Genomic DNA, 20,066 nt, shown 5'->3' on the forward strand with positions numbered 1-20,066 from the left:
GGCTCTCCCGCTGCGCTTCGTCGTTGCCCATGATGACAAAGCGCACCGCGCCTCTTGTTTCGCTGCAACCAATCATCGGTGTTGATCTGAGGTGGCTCATACATTTTTAGCCTTGAGCGAAGAAAGCCTCCTGTGTTTTGCCTGTTGCTGAATAAGGTATTTGCGCAGCGGCCCAATCCACAAAGGGGCGGGCATTGGCGATATAAAACATTTTCGACTTAAAGCAACGTTAGTTAGTAAACGTTTTATTGATTGACGTATCAGTATTAGGGGTTGAGTCTTCACTGCCAGTCCGGCTAGCAATGCCTTGGCAGCGTTATTCTACAGGGGTAAAAATGGACGTCGTCGAAAAATCTCTGAAGATCGCATTAAAGGCATATGCCGGTCAGCGAGATAAGGCCGGAAAGGCCTATATTCTTCATCCGATTAGAATCATGTTACAGATGGATTCTGACTATGAAATGGCTGTGGCGCTATTGCACGATGTTGTCGAGGATTCAAATTGCTCAGGCAACGATTTACTGGCAGAGGGTATCCCGCCAGACGTAGTAGATGCAGTGCTGGCGCTCTCAAAACGGGACGGTGAAACCTATGATCAATTTATTGATAGAGTTGCCGGGAACGCGTTGGCAGTAAAGGTTAAGCTGGCCGATATAGAAGACAATATCAATGTGCTGCGACTGGACTCTGTTGGCGATAAAGACCTCGAAAGGGTTGCCAAGTATCATAAGGCGTGGAAGAAGCTGAAAAAGCTATCAACTTAAAAGTGATTTCCTGCTCGGATTGAGGCTGAGCTGAATGGCTGAACATTGTTCAGTCAGATAGCTGAAATTGATTTTTATGAGAGATTAAATGAACTGCAGATTCGTGGTTACGGGCGGCCCTGGTGGCGGTAAGACAACGATTCTTGAGGCGCTTCAGGAGCGTGGATATCAGGTTGTCGCAGAAACGGCACGTCGCATTATCAGAGACCGGGTCGCTGCGGGGTTATCACCTCGTCCAGAGCCCGCCTCCTTCGCCCAGGATATCCTGCGGTCGGATATTGAAAAATACCAGAGTACAGCTGATCGAGAGGCCCCGATATTCTTTGATCGCGGGGTGCTTGATGCGCTGTATATGCTTGACGCTGCTGATGCGTTGACATCCGCAGAGATTGAGCAATATGTCCAAGCGTTTCCCTATAATCGGGTTGCTTTCATTCTTCCCCCGTGGAGGGATATTTACGTTTCTGACTCAGAGCGTGATCAGAGCTTTGAAGAATCCGTAAGCGTTTATGAGGGGATGAAGGCGTGGTACTCGAGATGGGGGTATGAAATAGTTGAGGTTCCGCACGACCATGTTGACGGGCGAGTTTCCTTTATTCTGTCCTGTATAAATACTTCCTGAAATTCATCGCATTAGTACAATATCTTGTGTATTTCGTGCTCTCAAAGCTTCACCGAGACTGGCGTTATGTTGACATCCGGCTTGTTGGTTTGGTAGTTGTCTCTTAGACCTGTTCAACCCAAGGAGAGATTGTGAGTCAACCTGCCGAGCTGGATGTAGATATTGGCAACCAACATATAGTTATTCAACGTCGCTATGAGGCTTTAGGGGCGTTCAATGATTTATTGATAGCGATCTGGTTTCTGATCGGAAGTTTTTTCTTTCTTAATGCAACCCTCGTTGATAGTGGTACCTGGCTGTTCATCGTAGGCAGTGCGCAGTTGATTATTAAACCGATAATCAAATTGACCAGTCTGATTCATGTCGGGCGGGTTTTTAAAAAGTGTCATGCAGGCGCAAAACAAGTGTCCATCTGACTCTGCGTTACCTTTCATTGGACGCGTTAGGCGCCGTCCCTTTCGGCCGGGTGTGACTACCATGCCATGCTTCTTGCGAACGTCCGACTCAGGGGGCTCGTTCTTGTTGTGGGGCCTTGATGCGGCCGCGGGTAGTGCTCGATGGGCATGGCATGCTTTCCAGAGATTTGCCTCTGTGGTTGGCTGGGAGGCTGTCTTGTCTTGGGGCTCACGAGCAGTGTTTACCGGGTTGGGAAACAGCAATGGACTCTGACTCCGCCGGGGGAGTCTGCTGTTCTTTTTTTATGGAATTCTGCTTTGGCGCGGTACCGGTTGGGGCGTATCTTAATGCAATATGACGGCTCCTGTTGCTCTCGAAAGCTCACACATATGGCTTCCTGACAGGGGCTGCGGTGGATTCTTCTCCAGGGATTGGGCTTCATGAAAAAATATCTCACTGTCGTGGGGCTGGCCTTGTCCGTAGCAGTGTTATTGGCTGTCGGGTTTAACCTCGGGTTGCCGATAAAGCTACGTTTTTCTAACCCATCGATGAACTACTGGGCGGTGTTCGTGCTGGCGGTAGCACTGCCCTTTGCGCTCGCCGCGCTAGTAGCCGCATTGCTGCCGGTGAAGCGTTGGATCAGTTTTTGCGTTGTCTGGTTTCTGTGCGCCATTCCTTGTTCGGTTTTCTCGCTTTTTGCCTATTACGAAGCGGTCAGCGTCCAAGAGCAGGGAGAGGACGGGGCCTTTATGCTGCTGGACTCGGTTGGGGTGGCGAACGTGGATTACCGACTCTATCTCAGTAATTGTGGGGCCACCTGCAGCTGGGGCCTGGTTGTCAGGGCAGAGCGTGATGGTCCTTTTGGTATAAAGGTAGTGCGGTCGATCTGGTCTGAATACAGAACGTCGGATGAGGCGCAGCTGATGTTGGCGGCGCCGGGCGTCCTGCGGGTTGTGGAGAAGGATGGAACCGCACACGACATTCGCTATTGATACGAGGCGCTGCTGAGTCAAAACGGAGAAGGCCATGCAACCGACCGATGACTTTGAAGACTGCATACGCTGCGGGGTGAGAATCCGTCGCGGCATTGAGGTGTCTATCCAGACCGTTATGGCCTTGAGCAAGGTCGCACCTGAGGCCTATGCGCAAAAGATATCCGAACTTGAAAGGCTTGGGCTTGCAGCGGCGCAAGAGTACGTGGACCACAGGATGGGCCATAACTGCACTAGAGTTGCACCGCCTTGTCCAAGTTGTCATTGCCCGTTGCGGTCTTGGCACGCGAGTGGGTGTCTTAAGTGCGGTTGGTGTACGCCCGTGGGTAGAGCTCTGAGTGCCTGTTATTAAGCCGGTTTTCGGCTCGCCGGGTCAGCGGTCTGCGAGGTTGATGGCATGAGGTATCTACGCACAACGATGGCTACAGGCTTCAGCAAACGTGGTGCTCTTGATACGGCGCTCAGAGCACTCCTGTTTTTTATCCCTCGGGCAACCCCTGACTATGATCACCGACTGCATGGAGTGACAGTGTGGCTAGTGGAGTTTGACGACGATGGTTTGCCCGGTAGAGAGATTGGTCTGGATGGGGCAGGCTGCCCTGTTGTTTGCGGCCCGAATGAGCGCAACTACGGCTTCTGGCTGGACACGTCAATGCGGTTTGCCGATGTTACGGGTGATGAGATAGGTCATCATGAGTTTGAACGTGCGTGGGCCGAGGCCCAGCGAGTAAATGCCCTACATAGTAGGCCATGCTGTCGGCGGCGTTAGTTTCCTTGGCGCAGGTGTAAGGTGAATCAGGTTGAATAAGGTGCTTTTGGTCAGTGGTTGCCTGCTGCTCTGTTATGCCTTGGCTGCATACGCAGCGGGTTGGTTGCCGGTGGGTCTTGGGCAAGGCGAGGGCGGTGTGGAATATATGAAAGTGGTGCCGAGCAGCGACGGCTCTGTTGACTGGGCGCAGTATCGGTTGCCCGCGCTGCTGGCGGGGCTTGGCTTGATCGTTGTCGGTTGGCTCAGGGCGAGAGCGCGCTGACATGGACCGTCTTTATGCGGTTGCTGATGACTTTGAGGCGCGCATTCGTATTTTTACCGAGGCAGAGGGTGGTCGCAGCACGCCGGTGTGCAATGGCATTCGTTGGGGTTTTTCCTACGCTACAGACGAAGACGCGCGTGAGCTTTTTATGATCTGGCCTGACTTTGTTTCCGCCTCGGGAGAGAGCCTTTCCCAGTATGAACCGTTGCCGCCCTCGACCTACCTCAGCGCGCGCATGACGGTTGTAGCGGACGAGATGAGGGCTCTGGTACACCGGGAGCGTATTGTTCCCGGAGTCGAGTTCTTCTGTCATGAGGGCGGCAGGAAGGTGGCGGAGGGCTGCGTCGTCCGTGTCACTGGGTTGCACCATGCCCGCGAGGCTCTGCGCCAGTGAGGCGGTTTGCGGTGATTCTGCTGCTGGTCGGCGTATCGGCGGGACTGGCGCTAGCTTACGTGTTTTGGGGCTACGGCTGGAAAGGCGTGGCAGGCAACGATTTGTCGCTGCATAAAACAGAACTCTCTGCTGCCTACAGTGGCTTTAGTTCGCGGGTGCCCGCGGAGGCGACGGGCGTCATCCTGCGGGGCCAGGAGGTTGATGTGCTTTATGACCTGTACGGCAAGGACTACTGGGCCTGCTACATCAGAACCGCCGATGGCCGTTTTGGCTGGGTGCTTTGTACTGATCTTCAGGACTGAGACGATGCGGAGCGCGCTGCTTGCCTGCAATAAGCCATTCAGATGGCTGCTGCAGTGCGGCTGTTGAGCAGATTTTCGTTGCCTTACACGCTGTTTTGCAATGTGAGCGCCAGCAAAGAACGGATGGGTTTTGAGTATGGTTAAAGTCTATTACCAGTGCCGTGAAAAGGGTACGGAGCTTGTTAACCACGAGCGAGAGCTGGCGTTTTATCGTGAAGCCTACGAGGTGATTGATAACTATCCTTGGGCAGAGGAGTTAGCGTTTTTCGAGAAGTTGGGGGAGGGCGGAGGCTTTCTGTTTGTTCTGGGTGATCTGGATGATAAATACGCCAGTTACCAACTTATACCGTCTGACGTTGATAGGGGTGTGCTGCTTCTCGATGTCGTTTGTAAAAAGGGGGTTATGAGTTTCTTGGGGCGAAAATCAATATCAGTTGATTTCGACTTGGTGAGCATCTCAGAAGCCAAGCGTTACATTAAAGAACTCTTTGAAGGTTCTATTGAGTCCTTGTACGAGAAACACAAAAAATAATCCCTGGCTGGTTTCCCTAACGAGCCCGTTATCTAATCTGGCTGTGAATTCGTCGGCGCCTCCGGCGTCTGAACGCCAGAAGCTATTCCGGTTCCAGTTAGTTTAAGGAGTGAATGAGTGAATTCGCGTTGTTGTGCCTGGTTGCTCTGGGCGCTGCCCGGGCTCTGCTGGGCGGCGGTGGATGAGGTCGTGGTCGACAAATCGGATCGCCAGATGCGGCTGCTGGACGGCCAGCAGGTGGTGGCGGTCTACTCGATTTCGCTAGGCGGCTCGCCGCAGGGACACAAGACGCAAGAGGGAGACCAGAAGACGCCTGAGGGGCGGTATGTGCTGGACTATAAGAACGAAGCGTCCGGCTACCACCGTTCCATGCATATCAGCTATCCGAACGAGGCTGACACTCGACAGGCGAAGGCGCGAGGTGTCAGTCCTGGTGGCTTGATCATGGTTCATGGACAGCGAAATGGTTTTGGCTGGTTCGCTCCGGTGTTGCAGTACTTTGACTGGACCAATGGGTGTATCGCGATCACCAATGCCGAGATGGATGAGTTCATGTCACTGGTGGCGCCGGGCACGCCGATCGACATACGCTGGTAAAGCTGTGATTCGATGTCAGGTGTTATCGCTGGCAACGCCCAGGCGGAAAGTGGAGAGAGCATGAACCAAATTAACCCGACAAAGCTGCTGCATAGCAAGTGGACGGCTGTCACGCCGGTCAAGCGGGAAAAGCACTTTATGGTGGTTGAGGTCGAACGCGACGAGGAGGGCGCACTGCTGTCCTGCCTGTTGGAGGCGGTGCTGACCAAAAATCAGTATGCGATTGATTGGCGTGAGCTGAAGGCGGTTGAGCGTTGGCGCCAGGGCTGGAAGTAACCCCTGACGCCAACGTGGCAGAGATCAGTCTGCGTATTTTGTCTGCATCAGATAGGCGTAGGCGGTGTTGAAGGCGGTTTCCTGATAGGCCTTCAGACCGGTCTCGGCAAAGGGGACCGCAATCGGGTTGCGCTTGATCGATTCCTTGATGTCTGTGGGTGACATGATCACCACATCCAGGTCGGCAATGAGTTCAATCGCGGCTTCCAGCTTGAAGCCTACAGCGCCACCGGCAAATTTGCCCTTCATCGGCCGCTGGCGAATGACCACGGTGTCGACCTTGTAGTCTTCCATCAGCTTGGCAAAGGTCTGCTGGAAATAGCGCAGGTCACTGGCGCTGTGCGCGCTCGGCAAGGTGAGGCGGCGCGAGCGAAAATCCGGCAGTTGGAACAGCTCGTCCTCCAGCGACAGCAAGCAGAGATTCGCATCGTTACTGTTGAGATCAACACCGCATACTTTCATAAAAAGCCCAATTCTGTGATTTCGGCGCAGTATAGCGCAGGCGGTACGCTTGGAGCCCGGTGCTCTGGCCCGTGGCATACGTTGTAGTCAGGAGGCTCATTCCAGAGCTGTTTGTTCGGATTCTGCTTGGTATAGTGTCGGCGCCCATATCTGCACAGGAAGTGATGTGATGAAGAAACTGGCGCTGTTTTCGGGGATTCTGATCCCGGTCTGGTTGCTTTGTGGCGTGTTGATCGCAGGTGCGCTGTATCCCGGTTATAGCCACGTTGATCAGGCGATGAGCGCACTGGGTGCGGTGGATGCACCGACCCATCGGTTGTCCCCCATCATCAATAACTTCCCCTTGGGCGTGTTGTTCATGCTCTTTGGTGGAGCAGTTTTCATGGCGCTGCCCGGTGCGCGGTTGGCGCAGCTATCAGGGTTGCTGATTGTGCTTCATGGCCTGGCGAGCGTTAGTGCCGGGGTGTTCTCTTGCGATCCGGGCTGCAATCCTGTTGAGCCCTCAGCTGATCAGGTGTTGCATAACCTGTCCGGTTTGGTGATGTTCGCCTCGCTGACACTGGCTAACCTGCTTTGGGTGTACCTTGCGCGTAAACAGCTGGGCTCCACCGGTTTCAGCTGGTTCTCGCTGAGCTGTCTTGTCCTGTCGTTGGCGGTTATGCCGATGATGGCGGCGGCGGTGGAGTCAGGTGAAGCGTTTGGCTTGTATCAGCGGATCAATTACGGCGTGTCGGTTATCTGGCTGGGCGCCCTGGCTTGGATGCTGATACGGCGCCTCCCGGTGGATTCGGCTGGCTCTCGGAGCGTGGCGTATGACTGAGCCGCTTCAACCTGTCATTCAGGAACAGACTACGGGTTGTGGCATCGCCTCTGCGGCGGTGTTACTTGGTTACAGTTATGCGCAGATGAAGGCAATCGCCAACGCGCTGGGCATTTTTGCTGAGGATGAATCCCTGTGGTCGGACACCCGGTACATGCGGCGTTTGCTGGCGACGGGCGATTTGTCGGTGTCGGCAACGGAGGAGCCTTTCGTCTCCTGGCAGGCGTTGCCGGATCTGGCGCTGTTGGCGATCAAGCATCATTGGGAAGGTGATCGTCCCTTTTGGCATTGGGTGGTGTTTCAGCGAACGGCTGGTCAGATGCGGGTACTGGACTCGGCGAGCTACCTGCCGTCGAATGTGCGAACGGACTTCGATGCCATGCAGCCGCGCTGGTACATCGAAGTCGCAAAGGTCGCTCAGGAGAGAAGCAATGGCATTCAGTGAGGCCGAGCGCGCTGCACTATTGGCGCTCAAGGGTGTGGGCCCGACAGTGGTACAGCGGTTTGAGGAAATTGGGCTGGATTCCTTTGAACTGCTGGCTGCGCATTCTGCTCGGGAGGTGGCTGAACGGGTTGCAGGCCTGCTGCGCAGCAGCTGCTGGAAGAACAGTCCTCAGGCTATAGCTGCTGTTGAGGCGGCGGTTCTGCGGGCGCGTCAGGGGCTGTGAGCCGGCAGGAAACGCATGACACAGCAAGGGGGAGAGCATGAGCACTGTACAAATCCGAGACGCCCAGGCCGAAGACAGCGCGCTGATTCTGCGTTTTGTGCGCGAATTGGCTCGTTACGAGAAGGCGGAGCACGAGGTAACGGCAACGCAGGCTGATATCGAGGCATCGATTTTTGGTGATGGTTCAACTGTGCGGGCGTTGGTCTGCGAGGCCGATGGCGAACCGATTGGCTTTGCGGTGTACTTCTTCAACTACTCTACCTGGCAGGGCCGCCGCGGGCTCTATCTGGAAGACCTCTATGTGACGCCGGAACGCCGTGGTTCGGGGGCGGGCAAGGCGTTACTCAAACACCTTGCCGGTATCGCCGTTGCCGCCGGGTGCGGGCGCTTTGAGTGGAGTGTGCTGGACTGGAATGAGCCAGCGATCAAATTCTACGAATCTATTGGTGCCAGAGCCAAGACGGAGTGGGTAGGCTACCAATTGGCCGGACCTGCCCTTGAGGCGTTCAGCAAGCCCTAGCGCGCGGCCACCGTTGACGAGTGCTCACCGGGACATGAAGCGCTCGCAAACCATCGGGATTTCGTAGATCGGGAACAGGGAGGTTCTCATGGCATTGCTCGGCCGCCGCTTGCTGGCGCTGGTTGTTCTTTTCTGTGCGGCGTTGTCCGCGTCTGCAAACAGCTCCTTGATGCTGGCCGAGGTATACCGCGGCGAGGTCAATGTTGCCGACTACTGGGTGAGTGAAAAGCTCGATGGTGTACGTGCACGCTGGGATGGGCAGCATCTTTACAGCCGTGGCGGCTATCGCATCAACGCGCCAGGCGCGTTCACCCGTGGCTGGCCGCAGACGGTCATGGATGGTGAACTGTGGCTGGGACGGGGCCGCTTTGATGAAGTCAGTGCGCTGGCTCGCCGCACGCAATCCGATATCGGCCAGTGGCAGTCAGTGCGTTTTATGGTGTTCGACCTGCCTGAGCACGGCGGCGTGTTTTCCGAGCGTGTAACCGATATGGCCGAGCTGGCGCGGTTGGGATTGCCAACATTGCAACCGGTGGCTCAGGCTCGGGTGGCTGACGTTGACGAGCTGGACCGGCGCCTGGAGGCGGTTGTGGCGGCGGGTGGTGAGGGCTTGATGCTGCACCGTGCCGACGCGCGCTATTTGCCGGGCCGCCATGACGCCTTGCTTAAGTACAAGCCGTACGATGATGCGGAAGCGCGGGTTGTGGGCTATACCGCCGGGCAGGGCAAGTACCTTGGGCAAGTGGGCGCGTTGATTGTTGAAAATGGCGAAGGTAAGCGGTTTCGCCTGGGCTCGGGCCTGAGTGATGCGGACAGAGCGGACCCGCCAGCGCTGGGTAGTTGGGTGACCTACCGGTATAACGGCATGACCGCAACTGGGTTGCCACGGTTTGCCCGCTATCTGCGCCAGCGCCCTGTTCTGGGGGACAGTGACGGGAGATAAGCATGATTGGAAGGTTGTTGCGGTTTACTCCTATTCTGGCCGGCACGCTACTGGCTGGTGTTGTTGCTGGCGCACAAGCAGACGAGAGCGCCTGCGCGCAGGCAAGGCTGCTGGCGGAGACGATTTTCGTTTCGGATGCTCCGCGCCTGTATGCCCCGCAGCAGCTTCCTGAGCACTTTGCCGAGCGCTGGCAGTTGGGGGCGTTGGCAGTCGATATCTCCGGTGGCGCTCCGTTGTATCACGGGCCTGCTTTCGGGCGTCAGGCCGACCCGTCTGGGGGCTATCGTTATACCGCGCTGACGGGGCCAGACGGAGTGCGGCTGCAAGTGAATCAACTGCACCATGGGTGGCAGGGAGACATATACCGCGTCACGCTGGAGGGTGGCGCCGGGCCGGAAGGCGTATTGCTAGAGCGCAGTTGGCGGCCGCCGTTGGTGTTCAGCCGAGCGAATGGCGAACTTTGGCTGGTTACTGTTGGCGAACCCTATGAGGTGCTCGCGCCCTGGAAGGTGTACACCGCAGAGAGTGCGAGCGCGGTCTGCGAGTTGGTTTTTCAGTCAGCGACGGAGGATCTGCCGCTGGCGGTGACACGATTGACTGATCTGCTGAGTCAGGCGCTTGGTTCCGGTGAGGGAGAGGGGACCCTGCAGCCGACGGCTCGTATTCGGCTGGCAGCGGCGCATCTGCAGGGCAGTCTGCAACGGCGACCCTGGGCGCTCGACGCAACGGCGGCATACAACAGTCGTGCAGCGGTTGACGCGACGCTGTTGCAATGGGCGCAGCAGAACGCTGCGCATGCCGATCTGCTGACATCGCTGATGCAGCACTACGGTCCGGCTGAGCAGGCCCTGGCAGATTACTATCAACACCATTTCGGCGTGTCCGCTGAGTTAGCTCAGCGGATGTCGTCCTGGGCGCTGGATCTGCTGTATCGGGTGTGGTTTGTCTTTCCCAAAGGTGCAGAAGAGAGCATGCAAACGTCGTCGAGCAATCCCTGGCCAGCAACCCCGAGACCAGTATCCGTCGTGGAGCACGTTGCCGAGGATGGTTGATGCGCCAGGCAGAGGGCTCTTTGTTGCTCGATCCGATGTCCTGCGGCGCAGCGTGCGGGCTTGGTTGTGCGCGTTTCGGTCAGGCCGGTTGCCGAGGTATGCAGCGGCGCCTCGATGTCCTCGGAGACGCATGTTCTGGACTCTGATCCGGTTTCGCGTCGCCGCGGGGCCGTTTTTTGCCTGAACCTGTTGGCGCCGGGAGTGGTCTACCAGTTTGCCGCAGCGGCCCAAGCCGCGCCTCAGAAGACCGCCGGGAGTTCCGTTCGCTGTGAAACTACTTGCTCTGTGCAGTCTGTTGCTTGTGCTAGCGGGCTGCAGTCAATTTCAGACCCCTGCCGCAGCTGGCGATGAGTCCGGCTTGGCGTCCTACTATGCCGACCGGCTGCAGAACCGTAAGACGGCCAATGGCGAGCGTTATCGGCACGATGCACTGACTGCCGCGCACCGAACGTTGCCATTCGGCACTCGGGTACGGGTAACGAATCGGGATAACGGCAAGTCCGTTGTCGTTCGAATAAACGACCGGGGCCCCTTTGTGCGGGGGCGAGTGATCGATCTGTCGAAGTCGGCGTTTAGCCGCATAGGCAGTGTGCGCGACGGTTTGTTGCCGGTGAGGCTCGACGTATTGCGCTAGCTGCTGGTGAGGGTACTCACTTCGTTAGCATGTTGCTGGTGCCGGATCGGCGGATCAGCTATATATGCATACCTCGGGTCGTCATTTTGCCCGCCCTTTGTTGTTCAATAAGTACAAGGATGTGCCGCATGTCTCCACGTTTTTCCCTGTCAGTGCTGTCTGCGCTTGTCCTTCCACTGTGGTTGGCAGGCTGCGCGAGCAATGCGCCGGTTGCGTCCTCCCAGGACGGTTATGACATGCTGACAAGGGCGATGGGGCTGGACGTGATTGTACGGCGGGAGGTGGATAGCGCCATGGCTGACATGGAGCGAGTCTATGCCCCCCGCAGTGCGGAGATGATCTGCGCCCGTGACGTTTTTAATGCCGAAGGATTTTTGGCCGATTTTCGCCCCGTTTTTGCCCAGTTGATGACGGATGCGGAGATGCGCTCACTGGCCGAATACTTTCAAACCTCGGGTGGGCGTAAGATGCTGTCGGCTTTTGATCCGGCAACGCAAACACAAACAGACTCTGAAGCGTTGTTGAGTCAGTTAACCGACGATGAGCTGACACAAATGGCTCAGCATATTGTTGTGTTCCGGCGTTTAGCGAGCCCTGAAGCGAGAAAGATGATGCATCGCTATAGCACGCTTGTTGGTGAAAAGACCGCGCATGAGGTGATTGAACAGTGCCTGGCTCCTGGCGATAAGCTGGCACTCTAAGCGCCAGCTGGGCACCTCGCAAGGTGCCCATTCTGTAACGCTCAGTCGAGCACCACCGCATGACCCGCCTTCGGGTCAATGCGACCACCGACCAGATCCTCAACCAGTGTTTTGCCTCGCTCCAGACCGGCGTGCTCGATGACGTTCATCCACGGTGCGGTCGGGTTCTGCACGCGTTCGATAAATGCCAGTTGAGCGGCGTTGAAGCGGCGGGTGACCTCGGCGGCACCCCAGTCGGCGTTACGCTTCTTGATCTGATAGGGCGCAAAGTACGGCTGCGGTGCCGGGCCGTGTACCGGCGTTTCGGCCGCGCTGAGGTGCTCGTGGTTCTGTGCCGAGCCGGCGTAGCAGTCGTAGACCAGGCTGTCCTTGAAGTGCTCGTGGATACGGTTGCGCAGGCTGACGTTGCCGGAGAAATCGACGTACAGGGTCGGGATACTGGCGTCGAGTTGCTCAACATCGTCGTAGGCCACCGCTTGCTGGTAGCAGCCAAGCTGCGCGACGAAGTCGGTATTGCCGCCGGAGGTCAGACCGACCAGCGACACGCTGTCGTTCTGTTCCAGGCAGAAAGCAGTGCCGTAGGCGGTCTTGCTGGAGGCGCTGGAGACAATAATCTGGCGAGCGCCGAAGAAATTGTTGTCTTCCAGAAAATCGGCCAGCATGAACGAGGTAATAAACAGCGGGCGCAGCAGCATCTGGTAGTTTTCATCAGCAGCACGGTACGCGGCATCGGTGCTGATGCGCTGATACTGGTTGTAGGCCGAGGTCAGCTCCAGGCGATGCGGAATACCGTCGTAGAAGCCGCGCTCGGAAACGCGCACCGGATTCATGACCACGTGTGAGGCAATCGGCCAGTAGCCGTAGAAGCGCTCACCAACAGACAGGCCTTCGACCGTGGTCTCGACGATTTCGGCGAAGCCCCAGGCGGGCATGTGGAACCATGCGGCATCGCCGGTGGGGAAGAAGTCCCAGTAACGCAGGTGCGGTGTTTCACCAAAGGCGGCGTAGGTGATGTTGTTGGTCGTCAGGGCCAGGCGGCTGATGCGCAGCAGGGCTTCACCGGGCTTAAGCTCAGGCGGCGGCTGGCTGACCACACGGACCTGATTGAGATCTTTCTTGTTGTTTTGCAGTTGGCTGATAACAGTCATGCTGGCTCCTGAAAAAGGGGTGATTCGGTAGTGTGATGACTGTAGCCTGTGATCACCTTCAGTGGGTTCGGATTCCATGACCAGTAAGAACAGCTCTGCTCAGTCGCGTAACAAGCCGCTCAAACGCCCCACTCAGGGGCGGGCCAAGATGACGGTACAAGCGATTTTCGATACCTATGTTCGGATTTGGCAGCGTGATGGCTGGGAGCGGGTAACGACCCGTGCCGTGGCGCTGGAAGCCGGCGTTGCGGTCGGCACGTTGTACGACTACTTCCCCAGCAAACAAGCCCTGCACTCCGGCTACGTGCGCCACTGTATCGAACGCCTGTTGCTGACAGTTGAGCAGCAGGCTATCGAGCCGCCAGAGCTGACGTGGCAGGAGCGTATCGGCCGGCTGGTCCGCCTGCTGGGCGGCGTAGCCGGGGACGCTGCCTGGTTTCATCCGCAAATGCTTGAGTTGGAACCGGTGATTGCCGAGCAAAAGCACCAGCAGCGCGCCTATCTGGAGTTGCTCGGTATTTGGCAGCGAGTGCTGGCAGCGTGTAGTGACCTGCCGCAGCTGCCGTCTGCCGAGCGGATCGAAGCCTTGCACCTGATGATCTGGGGAGCTCGCCGGTATGCTCTTCTGGTGCAGCTGCCGGGCGAGCGGCTGTCGGAACTGGTGGCGGAGCAGGAGCAGGTTTGCCTGCAGGCGTTTGCTCAGCTCAGCGCCGACTAGTGGCGACGTCGAGGTAGTCTCGTTGGATTGCTGTCTCCAGTGCGTTGGCGGCAGTGACCAGTTCATCGTAGGTTTGCCGCAACGTGCGCAGTTCGCTGATTTGTTCTTCGCTGGGTGGATTGCCTTTGCAGATGTCGGCCATTTTCAGCAGGTAGCAGAGGTAATCCTTGCGGGTCTGCGCGACCATCGTCAGCAGCGGCGTGAGGGCTTCCAGGCTGAGTTGCGGGATGGCGGGGTTGATAATGCTGCGGTTGATTTCGCGGCGTTGTTTTTCAAGTTCAAGCAGCAGGCGGTTGTTATCGATGGCCATGATCTGGTGTCCCCCGTTCAGATAGCCACAGCGTAGCCAATTTGCCGTCGAAGTGGGAGAGATAGCCATGTTCAAATTGTGTGTCTTTGTGCCTGTCAGCCATGTGGAGCAGGTCAAACAGGCGCTGTTTGCTGCAGGTGCCGGGCGTTTGGGCGACTATGATTGTTGCAGCTGGCAGGTGTTGGGTACGGGCCAGTTCCGGCCGCTTGATGGCAGTCAGCCGTTTTTAGGTCAGACCGGTGTGGTTGAGCAGGTTGAGGAGTATCGGGTCGAGATGATCTGCGCGGCGAATTGTATTGAGGCTGTCATTGCGGCGTTGCGCGAGTCTCATCCCTACGAGGAACCTGCGTTCGACGTCTGGCGACTGGAGGCGGCGCTGATGCAAGGCTCACTCAGGGCGTGATTTCGACGATGGTGCCGTCTGGCACCAGCTCCCACAGCTCGCGCATCTCGGCGTTGCCCAGCGCGATGCAGCCATTGGTCCAGTCCAGCCCCTTGAAGTACCACTCCGGGTACTCCTCATTAATCGGTGTGCCGTGGATCATGATCATGCCGCCGGGGTCCTCGATGCCGGCCTCATAGGACGCCATGCGGTCCTTGAGGTTGGGGTAGTCCAGGTGAAGACTGAGGTTGTACTGCGGGCTCTCGTGACGCCAGTCGATGGTGTAGATGCCTTCGGGTGTGCGCTGGTCGCCTTGCTGGCGCTTGGGGCCGACTGGCTGGCGTCCAAGCGAAATGCGGTATTCGTGCAGCACGCGGCCCTCGCTGATGATTTGCAGGCGGCGCTCTGCCTTGTTGATCAGGACGCGATCAATTGGCGGTTGGCCAGCCCACACCGGCGATGCCAGCAGGCAGACGCTGAGCAGCAGGGCGAGCAACTTCATCGGCGGGTTTGTCCCGGCCGATAGAGAATGTCACGGATACGTACCGGGAAGGTCTGCACCTGACGGTCGATGAAGTATTGCTTGAGGGTTTTGCCTATGGTTGGGAAGGCCAGTTCGTCCCAGGGGATTTCGTGCTCGTGGAACAGGCGCACTTCCAGGCTTTCCTCACCTGCGCTGAAATCCAGATCCGCCAGGTCGCCACGGAAAAACATGTAGACCTGGTTGATATGTGGCAGGTTGAACAGCATGTACAGCTCCTGCTGCTGCAGCCGGGCTCGCGCTTCTTCCCAGGTCTCGCGCAGGGCGGCTTCTTCGGTGGTTTCGCCGTTTTCCATGAAGCCCGCAGGCAGCGTCCAGTAACCTCGGCGGGGCTCAATTGCGCGGCGGCACAGCAAGACCTGTTGACCATGTACGGCAAGACAACCGGCGACGATGCGCGGGTTCTGATAGTGGATGGTCTGGCAATGATCGCAGACGAACCGTGAACGGGTGTCCCCGTCGGGGACGCGTGCGGTCACGCCTTGACCACACTCGCTACAGAACTTCATGACAGGCTTCCGGCAGGCTGCTTGATAATTGGGCTCTATCTTGCTGATCGCGAGCGTTACGAGCAAGAGCGCGAGTGGACAAATTGGCACCTTGCACAGTTGCCTATCGGACGGTATTCACGCCGTGGTGCGGGTGGTTCTGCCCAAGTGATCATGCCATGATTGAGAAAATAAACGAGGAAACGATGCATGCTGGAAGATATGCGCATGCGGGTGATGCAGCACACCCCTCGCCAGATCAAGGCTCCTGGTCTGCCTGAGGCAGGCGTCTTGATTGCCATCACCTCGCAACCGCAGCCGGAAATTATTCTGACGTTGCGCTCGCAGCGGCTTTCTACCCATTCTGGCGAAGTCGCCTTCCCTGGTGGACGGCGCGACCCGGGCGACGTTGACCTGTGTTTTACCGCACTGCGCGAAGCACACGAAGAGATTGGCCTGCTGCCCGAATTGGTTGACGTGGTCGGTCCGATGGACTCGCTGGTGTCGCGCTTTGGCATCAAAGTCACACCCTATGTGGGCGTTGTGCCCGACCAGTTCGAGATCATTCCCAACGCCAGCGAAATCGAAGAGGTGTTTCGGGTGCCGGTCGAGTTCTTCCTGACTGATCCTCGCGAGATGACGCATCGTATCGATTACGAGGGGCGCAGCTGGTACGTTCCCAGCTACCGGTTCAATGGGTTCAAGATCTGGGGGCTGACGGCCTTGATGCTGGTTGAACTGATGAACACCGGCTTCGACGCCGGTATTGCCTTGCATACGCCCCACGACGGGCACAATAAAAACTAGGAGCACGAACCATGAAGTACAGCCTGGGCAACGATCGGGTGGAAATGGCGGCAGATGCCTGGATCGCTGAAACCGCAGCAGTCATCGGCAAGGTCAAGCTGGAGGCGGGTGCCAACGTCTGGTTTGGCGCGGTGATTCGCGGTGACGTTGAGCAGATTACCGTCGGCGAACACAGCAATGTGCAAGATGGTGCGGTGATGCATGCTGACAGCGGCGTGCCGTTGACCCTCGGCAAAGGCATCACAGTCGGCCATAATGCGATGCTGCATGGGTGCACCGTTGGGGACTACAGTCTGATCGGCATCAATGCGGTGGTGCTCAACGGCGCGAAAATAGGCAAGCATTGTATTATTGGTGCCAATAGCCTGATCCCCGAGGGCAAGGAGATCCCGGACGGTTCGCTGGTCATGGGCTCCCCCGGTAAGGTGGTCAAGACGCTGAGCGATCAGCAGAAAAAGATGCTGGAGCTGAGCGCCGCCCACTACGTGCAGAACGCCAAACGTTTTCGCGATGAACTCAAGGTACAGGAAGACTGATGACCCGCTCTGCCCCGGTTCGCTCACCCTGCGTCAGTATTTGCGCGCTGGATGACAATGATATCTGTACCGGTTGCCAACGAACCGGTATGGAGATCGCGACCTGGGGGCGGCTGTCTGACGAGCAGCGTCGCGAGGTGCTGGCTCGCTGCGAGGAGCGCGCGCGCGGGCAGGGGCTGTGGATTGGCACCGCTACTCATTCAACTCTTTAAGGTAGAACAGGCATGACGGTAATCGGGACCCCCTACGCGGAAGATGCGACGCGGGTATTGCTGCTGGGCTCGGGCGAACTGGGCAAGGAAGTGGCGATCGAACTGCAACGGCTGGGCTGTGAGGTCATCGCGGTAGACCGCTATGAGCATGCGCCGGCAATGCAGGTGGCGCACCGCTGTCACGTTATCAGTATGCTGGATGGTCAGGCGTTGCGTGAGGTAATTGAGGCCGAGCAGCCGGACTATATTGTGCCGGAAATCGAAGCCATAGCGACCGCGACGCTGGTCGAGCTGGAAGCCGAAGGTTACAACGTGGTGCCGACCGCCGAGGCGGCGCGTTTGACCATGGATCGCGAAGGTATTCGTCGTCTGGCGGCCGAGAAGCTGGGCTTGCCGACCTCGGCGTATCAGTTTGCGGACACCCAAACCGAGTACCGCGCGGCCGTGGCGACTATCGGCATGCCCTGCGTGGTCAAGCCGGTGATGAGCTCCTCCGGCAAAGGGCAGAGTCTGGTGCGCGAGCAGGCCGATATCGACAAGGCGTGGGAGTATGCCCAGTCCGGTGGTCGTGCCGGTCAGGGGCGGGTGATTGTCGAAGGCTTTGTCGATTTTGATTATGAAATTACCCTGCTGACGGTGCGCCACAGCGGCGGCACCACGTTCTGCGAGCCGATTGGTCATCGCCAGGAAGCAGGTGACTACCGCGAGTCCTGGCAGCCGCAGGCTATGAGTGAAGGTGCCTTGGCTGAAGCCAAACGGGTTGCTTCCACTATTACCGAGGCGCTCGGTGGCCGTGGTGTGTTTGGCGTGGAACTGTTCGTCAAAGGTGATCAGGTGTGGTTCAGCGAAGTTTCACCGCGCCCGCACGATACCGGTCTGGTGACGCTTATTTCGCAGGATTTGTCGGAGTTTGCCCTGCACGCCCGCGCCATTCTGGGATTGCCAGTACCGGTGATTCGCCAGTTTGGCCCGTCTGCGTCGGCTGTGGTGCTGGTGCAGGGGCAGTCGGCCAATGTCAGTTTCGGTAATCTGGCTGCCGCACTCAAGGAGCCAGACACCCAGCTGCGGCTGTTCGGCAAGCCGGAAGTCGATGGTCAGCGCCGGATGGGGGTTGCGCTGGCGCGTGACGAGTCGATTGAGGCTGCAGTTGCCAAGGCGGTGCGTTCGGCGTCGGCGGTGGAGGTCAAGCTCTGAGTCGCTGGTGGTATCTGGCAGCACCGGCTTTGCCGCTGCTGCTGCCACAAGCCATCTGGGTCAAGCGTACCGCCTTGCGGCTGCCGGATGCGCAGCAGCCCTGGCAGGGGCTGGTCACGGCGCCGGATGGTTCGAGCGACCGGCCACTGAAACTGCTGCTGGTTGGGGAGTCAACGGTGGCGGGTGTCGGGGTTGAGCGTCAGGAGCAGGCGTTGACCGGGCAGTTGGCCAGTCAGCTGGCACAGCAGTTTGGGCGCCCGGTACAGTGGCAGGCCGCTGGCCGCAACGGCGCAGTCGCTGCAGACTGTCTGCAGGATCTGTTACCTCCGGCTCTGGAGCAGCGGTGGGATATTGCGCTCATCGTGCTCGGTGTCAACGACACCACTCATCTCACGTCAAGGCCGCGCTGGCGGCGCACTTTGCAGTGTCTTATCGAGCAACTGGGGCGTTGTTCCGGTCAGGTCATGCTGACCGAGGTGCCGCCGCTGGGGCATTTTCGCGCGCTACCGCAGCCGTTGCGTGGCTGGTTCGGCCTGCGGGCAGGGTTGATGGACGCGGATCTGCGACGGGTGGCGCACAGCTGTGGTGCGCGTTATCTGTCTTTGGATATGCCGTTTGAGCCTGGCTACCTGGCCCGGGATGGCTATCACCCGTCCGCCGCTGGCTACCAGCAATGGGCGGCGGGCATTGTCCGTCAGTTGTCTTCGTCGACCTTCTGATCGGCGGCGCTGGCGCCATGCGGGGGCGCCTGATCCCGTGCACGCTCCCACACCTTTGCGCTTTTCACCATGTTGTCCTTGGTCTGCAGGATTTCCATGCGGTAGCCGCCAGTGGTGAGGCAGACGGCGGTCTCTGGAATGGTTTCCAGCTGTTCGGTGATTACGCCGTTGAGGGTTTTGGGGCCGTCGGCGGGTAGCTTCCAGTGCAGGTGGCGGTTGATGTCGCGAATGGACGCGCTGCCGTCGATAACGTAGGTGCCGTCGGCCTGTGGGTGGATGTCCTGACTCAGGCTGAGCATCTCGGTGGTGAAGTCGCCGACGATTTCCTCAAGGATATCTTCCAGCGTCACCAGGCCAATGACATCGCCATACTCGTCAACGACGATGGCAATGCGGCGTTTTTGCTTTTGAAAGTTGAACAACTGGGTGTGCAGTGGCGTACTTTCCGGGATGAAATAGGGCTCCTTGCAGGCGCCCACCAGCGCTTCCTTGGTCAGCTCGCCGCGGCTGAGCAAGCGCGCGATTGAGCGCATGTGGACAATGCCGGTAACGTTGTTGATGTCGCCCTGATAGACCGGCAGCCGGGTATAGTGGCAGCTGCGCAACTGGTGATTGATCGCCGTCATGTCGGTGTCCAGATCAATGCCGACCGCTTCGTTGCGCGGGATCATGATGTCGTTGACAGTCATTTTTTCCAGGTCGAGGATGCCCAGCAACATGTTCTGGCGGCTGCGGGTAATACCCAGACCAGCCTCCCGGACCACGGTACGCAGTTCCTCTGTGGTCAGCTGATCGCCATCTTTGTCGTTTGGGTTCACCCCCAGCAGACGCAGCAACAGATTGCTGATCGCGCTGCAGACCCAGACCACCGGGTAGAGTAGGCGCTGCAGCGCAGACAGGATGACGCTGGCCGGAAAGGCAATCAGCTCAGGCCGCAAGGCAGCGAGCGTCTTCGGTGTGATTTCGCCGAAGATCAGTACGACCACGGTCAGGATCATCGTCGCGATGGCGATGCCGGCTTCGCCCCAGATGTCGACAGCAACCACCGTGGCGATAGACGCGGCCAGGATGTTGACGATGTTGTTGCCGACCAGAATGGTGCCGAGCAGGCGATCCGGCCGTTCCAGCAGGCGTGATGCGCGGCGGGCAGCACGATTACCTTCCCTGCTCAAGTGCTTCAACCGGTAGCGGTTGAGGCTCATCATGCTGGTCTCGGAGCTGGAGAAGAACGCCGACAGCACGATCAGTACCACCAGCAGAATCAGCAGTATGCCAGTATGGGATTCGTTCAAGGGCTTGCCTCAG

At 58.1% G+C, this 20,066-nt stretch carries 31 protein-coding genes; 25 read left to right on the forward strand and 6 right to left on the reverse strand.

What is annotated here, in order from left to right:
- The first annotated feature begins 335 nt into the window (after window positions 1–335).
- The 10 genes from ACKPCU_RS06525 (at window position 336) to ACKPCU_RS06570 (ending at window position 5,906) form a co-directional block, all read left to right on the forward strand.
- Window positions 336–764: a GTP pyrophosphokinase gene (locus ACKPCU_RS06525; RefSeq protein ID WP_321350802.1), complete on the forward strand. Its 429-nt coding sequence runs from the start codon at window positions 336–338 to the stop codon at window positions 762–764.
- Window positions 765–852: 88 nt separating this feature from the next.
- Complete coding sequence (locus ACKPCU_RS06530) at window positions 853–1,386, forward strand: AAA family ATPase (RefSeq protein ID WP_104736847.1); 534 nt, start codon at window positions 853–855, stop codon at window positions 1,384–1,386.
- A 131-nt stretch (window positions 1,387–1,517) separates the two neighbouring features.
- Window positions 1,518–1,802, forward strand: coding sequence for a YrhK family protein (locus ACKPCU_RS06535; RefSeq protein WP_104736848.1), 285 nt, complete (start codon window positions 1,518–1,520; stop codon window positions 1,800–1,802).
- A 420-nt stretch (window positions 1,803–2,222) separates the two neighbouring features.
- Entirely contained in the window at window positions 2,223–2,774 is a 552-nt protein-coding gene (locus tag ACKPCU_RS06540) for a hypothetical protein (protein ID WP_321350807.1), read from the forward strand.
- Window positions 2,775–3,574: 800 nt separating this feature from the next.
- On the forward strand, window positions 3,575–3,805 hold the full coding sequence (locus tag ACKPCU_RS06545; protein ID WP_321350809.1) for a hypothetical protein: 231 nt from the start codon (window positions 3,575–3,577) through the stop codon (window positions 3,803–3,805).
- Window position 3,806: 1 nt separating this feature from the next.
- Window positions 3,807–4,199, forward strand: coding sequence for a hypothetical protein (locus ACKPCU_RS06550; RefSeq protein ID WP_321350810.1), 393 nt, complete (start codon window positions 3,807–3,809; stop codon window positions 4,197–4,199).
- Window positions 4,200–4,210: 11 nt separating this feature from the next.
- Window positions 4,211–4,501 (forward strand): hypothetical protein, encoded by a 291-nt coding sequence (locus ACKPCU_RS06555; protein ID WP_321350812.1) that lies wholly within the window; start codon window positions 4,211–4,213, stop codon window positions 4,499–4,501.
- Window positions 4,502–4,637: 136 nt separating this feature from the next.
- Window positions 4,638–5,033, forward strand: a complete 396-nt coding sequence (locus ACKPCU_RS06560) for a hypothetical protein (protein WP_321350814.1) — start codon at window positions 4,638–4,640, stop codon at window positions 5,031–5,033.
- A 117-nt stretch (window positions 5,034–5,150) separates the two neighbouring features.
- Window positions 5,151–5,630, forward strand: a complete 480-nt coding sequence (locus tag ACKPCU_RS06565) for a L,D-transpeptidase family protein (RefSeq protein WP_321350816.1) — start codon at window positions 5,151–5,153, stop codon at window positions 5,628–5,630.
- 60 nt (window positions 5,631–5,690) lie between these two features.
- Complete coding sequence (locus tag ACKPCU_RS06570) at window positions 5,691–5,906, forward strand: TIGR02450 family Trp-rich protein (RefSeq protein WP_321350818.1); 216 nt, start codon at window positions 5,691–5,693, stop codon at window positions 5,904–5,906.
- Window positions 5,907–5,930: 24 nt separating this feature from the next.
- Here the strand turns inward: ACKPCU_RS06570 and ACKPCU_RS06575 are convergent, their stop codons facing one another.
- Complete coding sequence (locus ACKPCU_RS06575) at window positions 5,931–6,368, reverse strand: DUF3010 family protein (protein ID WP_321350820.1); 438 nt, start codon at window positions 6,366–6,368, stop codon at window positions 5,931–5,933.
- A 169-nt stretch (window positions 6,369–6,537) separates the two neighbouring features.
- On the opposite strand from ACKPCU_RS06575, the gene ACKPCU_RS06580 reads away from it, so the two are divergent.
- From ACKPCU_RS06580 to ACKPCU_RS06615, 8 genes are all read left to right on the forward strand, one after another.
- A complete protein-coding gene (locus ACKPCU_RS06580) occupies window positions 6,538–7,188 on the forward strand; it encodes a DUF998 domain-containing protein (protein ID WP_321351764.1) in 651 nt (216 codons plus the stop codon).
- Window positions 7,181–7,633, forward strand: coding sequence for a hypothetical protein (locus tag ACKPCU_RS06585; RefSeq protein WP_321350821.1), 453 nt, complete (start codon window positions 7,181–7,183; stop codon window positions 7,631–7,633). The genes ACKPCU_RS06580 and ACKPCU_RS06585 overlap by 8 nt, the downstream gene beginning before the upstream one ends.
- On the forward strand, window positions 7,620–7,856 hold the full coding sequence (locus ACKPCU_RS06590) for a hypothetical protein (protein WP_104736855.1): 237 nt from the start codon (window positions 7,620–7,622) through the stop codon (window positions 7,854–7,856). Before ACKPCU_RS06585 ends, ACKPCU_RS06590 begins: the two co-directional genes overlap by 14 nt.
- 37 nt (window positions 7,857–7,893) lie before the next feature.
- The gene (locus ACKPCU_RS06595) at window positions 7,894–8,376 is read left to right on the forward strand and encodes a GNAT family N-acetyltransferase (protein ID WP_104736856.1); all 483 of its coding nucleotides are present in this window, start codon (window positions 7,894–7,896) and stop codon (window positions 8,374–8,376) included.
- A gap of 88 nt (window positions 8,377–8,464) precedes the next feature.
- Window positions 8,465–9,319, forward strand: coding sequence for a DNA ligase (locus tag ACKPCU_RS06600; protein WP_321350824.1), 855 nt, complete (start codon window positions 8,465–8,467; stop codon window positions 9,317–9,319).
- A 2-nt stretch (window positions 9,320–9,321) separates the two neighbouring features.
- Window positions 9,322–10,371: a hypothetical protein gene (locus ACKPCU_RS06605; protein ID WP_321350826.1), complete on the forward strand. Its 1,050-nt coding sequence runs from the start codon at window positions 9,322–9,324 to the stop codon at window positions 10,369–10,371.
- A gap of 268 nt (window positions 10,372–10,639) precedes the next feature.
- Window positions 10,640–11,005 (forward strand): septal ring lytic transglycosylase RlpA family protein, encoded by a 366-nt coding sequence (locus ACKPCU_RS06610; RefSeq protein WP_104736859.1) that lies wholly within the window; start codon window positions 10,640–10,642, stop codon window positions 11,003–11,005.
- A gap of 128 nt (window positions 11,006–11,133) precedes the next feature.
- Entirely contained in the window at window positions 11,134–11,706 is a 573-nt protein-coding gene (locus tag ACKPCU_RS06615; protein WP_321350829.1) for a hypothetical protein, read from the forward strand.
- A gap of 41 nt (window positions 11,707–11,747) precedes the next feature.
- Here ACKPCU_RS06615 and ACKPCU_RS06620 read toward each other — a convergent pair whose 3' ends face one another.
- Window positions 11,748–12,854 carry a DUF2855 family protein gene (locus ACKPCU_RS06620; protein ID WP_321350832.1) on the reverse strand — a complete coding sequence of 369 codons (1,107 nt, stop codon included), beginning with the start codon at window positions 12,852–12,854 and terminating at the stop codon, window positions 11,748–11,750.
- A 76-nt stretch (window positions 12,855–12,930) separates the two neighbouring features.
- On the opposite strand from ACKPCU_RS06620, the gene ACKPCU_RS06625 reads away from it, so the two are divergent.
- Window positions 12,931–13,572 carry a TetR/AcrR family transcriptional regulator gene (locus ACKPCU_RS06625; RefSeq protein ID WP_104736862.1) on the forward strand — a complete coding sequence of 214 codons (642 nt, stop codon included), beginning with the start codon at window positions 12,931–12,933 and terminating at the stop codon, window positions 13,570–13,572.
- On the opposite strand, the gene ACKPCU_RS06630 is transcribed toward ACKPCU_RS06625, so the two are convergent.
- Window positions 13,559–13,882, reverse strand: coding sequence for a hypothetical protein (locus ACKPCU_RS06630; protein WP_321350834.1), 324 nt, complete (start codon window positions 13,880–13,882; stop codon window positions 13,559–13,561). The two genes, ACKPCU_RS06625 and ACKPCU_RS06630, sit on opposite strands and share 14 nt — an antisense overlap.
- A gap of 67 nt (window positions 13,883–13,949) precedes the next feature.
- Here ACKPCU_RS06630 and ACKPCU_RS06635 point away from each other — a divergent pair, with 67 nt between their 5' ends.
- On the forward strand, window positions 13,950–14,285 hold the full coding sequence (locus tag ACKPCU_RS06635; protein ID WP_321350836.1) for a YqfO family protein: 336 nt from the start codon (window positions 13,950–13,952) through the stop codon (window positions 14,283–14,285).
- Here the strand turns inward: ACKPCU_RS06635 and ACKPCU_RS06640 are convergent.
- Together ACKPCU_RS06640 and ACKPCU_RS06645 are read right to left on the reverse strand one after the other, a co-directional pair.
- Window positions 14,275–14,766: a L,D-transpeptidase family protein gene (locus ACKPCU_RS06640; protein WP_104736865.1), complete on the reverse strand. Its 492-nt coding sequence runs from the start codon at window positions 14,764–14,766 to the stop codon at window positions 14,275–14,277. The two genes, ACKPCU_RS06635 and ACKPCU_RS06640, sit on opposite strands and share 11 nt — an antisense overlap.
- Window positions 14,763–15,314, reverse strand: coding sequence for an NUDIX hydrolase (locus tag ACKPCU_RS06645; protein WP_321350838.1), 552 nt, complete (start codon window positions 15,312–15,314; stop codon window positions 14,763–14,765). The genes ACKPCU_RS06640 and ACKPCU_RS06645 overlap by 4 nt, the downstream gene beginning before the upstream one ends.
- A 189-nt stretch (window positions 15,315–15,503) precedes the next feature.
- Here ACKPCU_RS06645 and ACKPCU_RS06650 point away from each other — a divergent pair, with 189 nt between their 5' ends.
- The 5 genes from ACKPCU_RS06650 to ACKPCU_RS06670 are packed head-to-tail and all read left to right on the forward strand — an operon-like array spanning window position 15,504 to window position 18,761.
- Window positions 15,504–16,100, forward strand: coding sequence for an NUDIX hydrolase (locus tag ACKPCU_RS06650; RefSeq protein WP_321350840.1), 597 nt, complete (start codon window positions 15,504–15,506; stop codon window positions 16,098–16,100).
- Between the two features lie 11 nt (window positions 16,101–16,111).
- A complete protein-coding gene (locus tag ACKPCU_RS06655; RefSeq protein ID WP_104736868.1) occupies window positions 16,112–16,636 on the forward strand; it encodes a gamma carbonic anhydrase family protein in 525 nt (174 codons plus the stop codon).
- Window positions 16,636–16,848: a DUF1289 domain-containing protein gene (locus ACKPCU_RS06660; RefSeq protein WP_104736869.1), complete on the forward strand. Its 213-nt coding sequence runs from the start codon at window positions 16,636–16,638 to the stop codon at window positions 16,846–16,848. The genes ACKPCU_RS06655 and ACKPCU_RS06660 overlap by 1 nt, the downstream gene beginning before the upstream one ends.
- A gap of 12 nt (window positions 16,849–16,860) precedes the next feature.
- A complete protein-coding gene (gene purT, locus ACKPCU_RS06665; protein ID WP_321350844.1) occupies window positions 16,861–18,042 on the forward strand; it encodes a formate-dependent phosphoribosylglycinamide formyltransferase in 1,182 nt (393 codons plus the stop codon).
- A gap of 29 nt (window positions 18,043–18,071) precedes the next feature.
- Entirely contained in the window at window positions 18,072–18,761 is a 690-nt protein-coding gene (locus tag ACKPCU_RS06670; RefSeq protein WP_321350846.1) for an SGNH/GDSL hydrolase family protein, read from the forward strand.
- Here ACKPCU_RS06670 and ACKPCU_RS06675 read toward each other — a convergent pair.
- Window positions 18,737–20,053, reverse strand: coding sequence for an HlyC/CorC family transporter (locus tag ACKPCU_RS06675; RefSeq protein ID WP_321350848.1), 1,317 nt, complete (start codon window positions 20,051–20,053; stop codon window positions 18,737–18,739). The two genes, ACKPCU_RS06670 and ACKPCU_RS06675, sit on opposite strands and share 25 nt — an antisense overlap.
- Between the last annotated feature and the right edge of the window lie 13 nt (window positions 20,054–20,066).

The sequence above is a fragment of the Halopseudomonas oceani genome (genome assembly GCF_963677335.1).
Taxonomy (GTDB): domain Bacteria; phylum Pseudomonadota; class Gammaproteobacteria; order Pseudomonadales; family Pseudomonadaceae; genus Halopseudomonas; species Halopseudomonas oceani.

Excerpts from the sequence above, each read along its gene's own strand:
- ACKPCU_RS06590 (WP_104736855.1), top strand. The coding sequence starts at position 7,620 with ATGGCATTCAGTGAGGCCGAGCGCGCTGCACTATTGGCGCTCAAGGGT.
- ACKPCU_RS06630 (WP_321350834.1), bottom strand. The coding sequence starts at position 13,882 with ATGGCCATCGATAACAACCGCCTGCTGCTTGAACTTGAAAAACAACGC.
- ACKPCU_RS06585 (WP_321350821.1), top strand. The coding sequence starts at position 7,181 with ATGACTGAGCCGCTTCAACCTGTCATTCAGGAACAGACTACGGGTTGT.
- ACKPCU_RS06640 (WP_104736865.1), bottom strand. The coding sequence starts at position 14,766 with ATGAAGTTGCTCGCCCTGCTGCTCAGCGTCTGCCTGCTGGCATCGCCG.
- ACKPCU_RS06650 (WP_321350840.1), top strand. The coding sequence starts at position 15,504 with ATGCTGGAAGATATGCGCATGCGGGTGATGCAGCACACCCCTCGCCAG.
- purT (WP_321350844.1), top strand. The coding sequence starts at position 16,861 with ATGACGGTAATCGGGACCCCCTACGCGGAAGATGCGACGCGGGTATTG.
- ACKPCU_RS06620 (WP_321350832.1), bottom strand. The coding sequence starts at position 12,854 with ATGACTGTTATCAGCCAACTGCAAAACAACAAGAAAGATCTCAATCAG.
- ACKPCU_RS06605 (WP_321350826.1), top strand. The coding sequence starts at position 9,322 with ATGATTGGAAGGTTGTTGCGGTTTACTCCTATTCTGGCCGGCACGCTA.
- ACKPCU_RS06550 (WP_321350810.1), top strand. The coding sequence starts at position 3,807 with ATGGACCGTCTTTATGCGGTTGCTGATGACTTTGAGGCGCGCATTCGT.
- ACKPCU_RS06575 (WP_321350820.1), bottom strand. The coding sequence starts at position 6,368 with ATGAAAGTATGCGGTGTTGATCTCAACAGTAACGATGCGAATCTCTGC.
- ACKPCU_RS06615 (WP_321350829.1), top strand. The coding sequence starts at position 11,134 with ATGTCTCCACGTTTTTCCCTGTCAGTGCTGTCTGCGCTTGTCCTTCCA.
- ACKPCU_RS06580 (WP_321351764.1), top strand. The coding sequence starts at position 6,538 with ATGAAGAAACTGGCGCTGTTTTCGGGGATTCTGATCCCGGTCTGGTTG.
- ACKPCU_RS06560 (WP_321350814.1), top strand. The coding sequence starts at position 4,638 with ATGGTTAAAGTCTATTACCAGTGCCGTGAAAAGGGTACGGAGCTTGTT.
- ACKPCU_RS06600 (WP_321350824.1), top strand. The coding sequence starts at position 8,465 with ATGGCATTGCTCGGCCGCCGCTTGCTGGCGCTGGTTGTTCTTTTCTGT.
- ACKPCU_RS06645 (WP_321350838.1), bottom strand. The coding sequence starts at position 15,314 with ATGAAGTTCTGTAGCGAGTGTGGTCAAGGCGTGACCGCACGCGTCCCC.
- ACKPCU_RS06625 (WP_104736862.1), top strand. The coding sequence starts at position 12,931 with ATGACCAGTAAGAACAGCTCTGCTCAGTCGCGTAACAAGCCGCTCAAA.
- ACKPCU_RS06530 (WP_104736847.1), top strand. The coding sequence starts at position 853 with ATGAACTGCAGATTCGTGGTTACGGGCGGCCCTGGTGGCGGTAAGACA.
- ACKPCU_RS06595 (WP_104736856.1), top strand. The coding sequence starts at position 7,894 with ATGAGCACTGTACAAATCCGAGACGCCCAGGCCGAAGACAGCGCGCTG.
- ACKPCU_RS06655 (WP_104736868.1), top strand. The coding sequence starts at position 16,112 with ATGAAGTACAGCCTGGGCAACGATCGGGTGGAAATGGCGGCAGATGCC.
- ACKPCU_RS06570 (WP_321350818.1), top strand. The coding sequence starts at position 5,691 with ATGAACCAAATTAACCCGACAAAGCTGCTGCATAGCAAGTGGACGGCT.
- ACKPCU_RS06525 (WP_321350802.1), top strand. The coding sequence starts at position 336 with ATGGACGTCGTCGAAAAATCTCTGAAGATCGCATTAAAGGCATATGCC.
- ACKPCU_RS06660 (WP_104736869.1), top strand. The coding sequence starts at position 16,636 with ATGACCCGCTCTGCCCCGGTTCGCTCACCCTGCGTCAGTATTTGCGCG.
- ACKPCU_RS06540 (WP_321350807.1), top strand. The coding sequence starts at position 2,223 with ATGAAAAAATATCTCACTGTCGTGGGGCTGGCCTTGTCCGTAGCAGTG.
- ACKPCU_RS06635 (WP_321350836.1), top strand. The coding sequence starts at position 13,950 with ATGTTCAAATTGTGTGTCTTTGTGCCTGTCAGCCATGTGGAGCAGGTC.